The sequence below is a fragment of the Streptomyces sp. NPDC001156 genome, from assembly GCF_053598275.1.
In genome coordinates this window covers 1-3,904 of record NZ_JBSFJX010000393.1, presented here as the reverse complement: position 1 = coordinate 3,904, position 3,904 = coordinate 1, and the positions used below count along the sequence as shown (strand labels likewise).

3 protein-coding genes and 2 pseudogenes are annotated in these 3,904 nt (G+C 66.0%); all 5 read right to left on the bottom strand.

From position 1 onward, the window contains the following. Positions 1 to 480: pseudogene (locus ACWDA7_RS51145) on the bottom strand (IS200/IS605 family accessory protein TnpB-related protein); the annotation flags it as partial. Between the two features lie 166 nt (positions 481 to 646). Then, positions 647 to 1,132 carry a MarR family winged helix-turn-helix transcriptional regulator gene (locus ACWDA7_RS51140; protein WP_450614860.1) on the bottom strand — a complete coding sequence of 162 codons (486 nt, stop codon included), beginning with the start codon at positions 1,130 to 1,132 and terminating at the stop codon, positions 647 to 649. Positions 1,133 to 1,175: 43 nt separating this feature from the next. Beyond that, positions 1,176 to 1,561: pseudogene (locus ACWDA7_RS51135) on the bottom strand (Dyp-type peroxidase domain-containing protein); the annotation flags it as partial. A 142-nt stretch (positions 1,562 to 1,703) separates the two neighbouring features. Next, positions 1,704 to 2,294 carry a CGNR zinc finger domain-containing protein gene (locus tag ACWDA7_RS51130; protein ID WP_450614858.1) on the bottom strand — a complete coding sequence of 197 codons (591 nt, stop codon included), beginning with the start codon at positions 2,292 to 2,294 and terminating at the stop codon, positions 1,704 to 1,706. 191 nt (positions 2,295 to 2,485) lie between these two features. Then, complete coding sequence (locus ACWDA7_RS51125; RefSeq protein ID WP_450614856.1) at positions 2,486 to 3,028, bottom strand: carboxymuconolactone decarboxylase family protein; 543 nt, start codon at positions 3,026 to 3,028, stop codon at positions 2,486 to 2,488. Positions 3,029 to 3,904: the final 876 nt, after the last annotated feature.

Here is a 3,904-nt window from a genome sequence, read left to right as displayed (position 1 = left end):
CCGCTCCCGCTCCAGCCGGTCCTTGAGCAGATGCAGTCGCCGGGACTTGTGGAACCACTCCTGCCGGGTGCGGTATCCGCCCGGAGCCCGCTTCGTGCCCTTCTCGCCCACCGGCAGCGACAACCGGTGGGTGATCGTCTTGATGCCGGCCTCAAGGCTGTGGATGTGCGCGAGCTGGGCACGCCTGGACAGCGCCCACTGATCGTGCGTGGCCTTGGTGATGCTCCCGGCCCACCGCGACGAAGACTCCTGCGTCAGGGCCCGCTTGCGCTGCGCCCACGTATCCGCGGAGTGCTCCAGGCCCTCGGCGCACCGGCGTTTGAGATCCTTCGAGGCCAGCGACCCCAGATGCGCGCCGACCAGGCGTAACACCTGCTCGTCGTCCGGCGTGAGGCCCTTGAGGCGGGTGCGGATCGCCACGCCGGACGGGCCGACGGCCACGAAGGGGGCAGCGATCGTGCGCAGCGACTCACCACGCATCGATCTGCCCCCTCCCCAACACGTGATCAGCAACAGGAAGAACGGTACCGGCCGGCACTGACAGTGCCCGCCATGCGTCGTGCGCGCTGCAACACCACGAACAAGTACATGCTCGTGCACACTCACACACACTCCTGCACATCCGAAACCGAACAGCTCCCAACCCTTACTCTGGGGCCAGCGCCGCCGCGTCCAGCGACCGGGTGAGCCAGTCGAGGCGGGCGTGGAGGCCCATGATCTCCGCCAGCTCGAAGCCCGTCGCCGCGTTGATCCAGCGCGGCACCAGCAGTGCGCGCTGCTTCAGCCCCGCGCCATCGTCCGTGAGGTGGACATGCACGGACCGCTCGTCCTGGGCGCTGCGCTCCCGTCGTACGAGGCCCGCCGCCTCCAGTCGCTTCAGGAGCGGCGAGAGGGTTCCGGAGTCCAGCCGCAGATGCTCGCCGAGCTTCTTCACGGGCAGCTCTCCGTGCTCCCACAGCACCAGCATCACGAGGTACTGCGGATACGTGAGCCCCAGGTCCTTGAGTACGACGCGGTAGACGCTGTTGAAGGCGCGGGACGCGGCGTGGAGCGAGAAGCAGATCTGGTTGTCCAGGCGCAGGGACTCCTCGCCCGCGGTGTCCTCGGTGCTGGGGGTGGGCGTGATCATCATGCCTCCAGGATGGCTCGGGTGGGCCATTTAGTTGTGTACAACTGAGCATGTGGATACGGCGTTCGACGGCGTACGAGCCGTTCGCCGTCCGCTCCGGGTCGCCCAGCGCGGGCACGAAGATGTGCCTTTCGACGTCGGTGTCGGTCGGTTTCGGATTGCGGGTGCCGTCGATCTGGCCCATCAGATTGCGGGCCGTCATGGGGTGCGCGGTCGCCCCGGGGAGCGGTTGAAGCCGTTCATCTGCCAGCGCAGCCGGGCGGCGCCGCCGGCGCCCTTCTGAATCGTGCGCAGCGCGTGGAAGGCGACGAGGTCGTCGTTGGCTCCGGTCTGCACCCACAGGTCGCCGTTGCGGCGGGATGTGTCGAGGTGGTCGGAGGAGAAGTCGGGCAGCGGGTCCCCTGTGGAGGGGCGCTGCTTCTCCAGCCCCGTCGGCGCGCCCTGGTCGACCACATCCTCGACAGCCAGGGGGCCCAGCCCGGAAAACACCGTGCTTACAAGCTCGTTGACATCTCGCGCACGATGTCAGCGAGCGAAGTCACGTTCTGCTGCCACCGGATGTGAGCCAGGGCCGTCAAATTGACACACCCGACCCTGGAAGAGCGGTCCTGCGTTGTTTTCGGTAGGCGCGAGCCGCTCGTACCCTGTTGGCGCACGAAGGCCGGCACCATTTACGGCGTGAGTGATCTTTGATGAAGAACAGCGGACAATCAGGTGCCGGGCAGGAGCGGAGCAGCTTCTTTCGTTCGGTTCCAAAGAGATCAATGGCATCCCAAGCGAATTCCGCCAGCAGCCTGCGCATGCCAGTCGCATCCGACTCGGAACGCGCGATCAGGTCGGTGTGCTCCATGATCAGCCTCGGATGCGTGTGGTTAGCGCGCGCAAAGTCGTTGATTCGATCCACTGCGTCCCCGATTTCTCCGCCGCCCACCATCAGGGCTTGGGCGACCATTCGGATAGCATCGCGGAGTTCGATGAAACTCGCCAGACCTGCTGAGTCCGCGGCGGAAACAGGGGGGAGGCCCTGGCTCGTGTGCATGGACGTAAGCCAGCGTTCCAGGGCTTCTTTGTTCGGCAGGCCTTCTACGGGCTTTCCCCGAATGACGAAGTGCGTATTCGCAAGGTCGAGCGCTGGAGTATCTCCAATGATAGGCGCCTCATGCACGGCACACCCCTAACGAATCCTCTGGCAGCTCTGTGAAAGGTCTGCGGGATCTCTCGGCGCCCTAGTCTAGATCCACGCCGCATCGGACGGATCGGGCCTTTGGGCTGTGCTGACCCCCTGCCACTGTCTGCTTTTCGCGCCGCGGGATGTGCCCAGACGCACGGAGGCGCCTGGGCACAGCAACGGCACACTCACGGGAGGTACTGGACCAAGGGCCCGTCGAGGTCCGTAGCCACGGCCTTGTTGAAGTAGTTGGTGAAGGTGCTCAGCGACACTGCCGCGATGACCTCGGCGATCTCCGCGTCCGACAGGCCCGCCGTGCGGGCCGCGTCGACATCGCCATCCGTAATGCCGCCCCGGCTCCGCAGAACAGCCGCTGCCAGGCTCAGCGCCGCATCAGCGTGCGGGTCCGCCGACTTGGCCTGGCGTGCCTGCTCCACCTCGCTCTGGTCGAGCTTGACCACGTGGGTGGAGACCTGGATGTGCGAGGCAAGGCAGTAGTCGCACCCGTTTTCCTGGGCGGTCAGGAGGGCGATGCGCTCCCGGACCGCGGGACGGAGCTCGCCGCCGGCAAGCGCCCCGGAAAACGCCAGGTATGCCTTGAGAACGGCCGGGCTGTTCACCATCGCCTTGGTCATGTTGGGAGTGACTCCCCATGCCTTCTTCACGTCAGCCAGCAGCTCGGCAGCTGCAGGAGTGGCGGCGTCGGGCTGGATCAGAGGGATACGAGACATGTGACTTCTCATTTCTTGCTGGGACGATGACTCGAATAGCTCGCGTCAGGGCTCCAGGAGCCTGTGGCCGGCGTTCCCGTAGCGATGGCTTGGGGCGTTCGCCAGTTTCTGCCGACTCGACGCCGGCCGGTCCTCCTGCAGTCGTGAACAAAGCGACGGCCCGGCACGCCGTGGCAGCCAACGAAGCTACCTGCGGCGGAGTGTGCCGTCGCCTTGCAGTACGAACCATTCTCACGCTTGCTTTGCCCTCCAACCGTAAGAATAGATCTCCGATTCCCGGCACTCCGAAATCCCCGCTATGAGCCACGTCACTACGTCGGCGCCCTCGATCGCATGGGCGGGCTGGCGTTCCACACCACCGCTTCGGCCTCCACCACCACCGCTCCCGCGGCGTTCGAGGCGGCCAAGCCCACGGTCGTGCTAGCGAGCCACGCGCACGTTGGGACGACACCCGCTTTAGGAGCGAGGTTGCCAGTCACGCGCCTGACCTGCGGGTTCCCCCTCTTGGACGGAGTCCGGCGGCCGTACCCTTGCGCACCCCTATTCCCCGTGATTCCCCGCCCGTTCTGGCACGAGAGCGGCACAGAGCCGTGGACTGGTGACTCTCTCGATGCGAACTGCAGGCGGGGCGGTCGCTGAGGTCATGTGCGCTCGTCACGGAGTCGCCCACGACCGGCACCTACATACCGTCTAGATGTGACCGGGGTGGTGGAATGGCCATTCGCTCACTGGCGCGGCCGTCGCCTGGTTGACCCAGCCGCGTCCTGGGCAAAGGGCGCCGGTGACCTTCCCCTCGTAGCGTGGAGGTGTGACTGAAGGGGAAGTTGAGGGTCATGGGTGGGAAGCGACGGTCGTACGACGCGCCGTTTCGTGAGG

Coding starts and splice junctions, on each gene's coding strand:
- ACWDA7_RS51140 (WP_450614860.1), bottom strand. CDS start 1,132: ATGATGATCACGCCCACCCCCAGCACCGAGGACACCGCGGGCGAGGAG.
- ACWDA7_RS51125 (WP_450614856.1), bottom strand. CDS start 3,028: ATGTCTCGTATCCCTCTGATCCAGCCCGACGCCGCCACTCCTGCAGCT.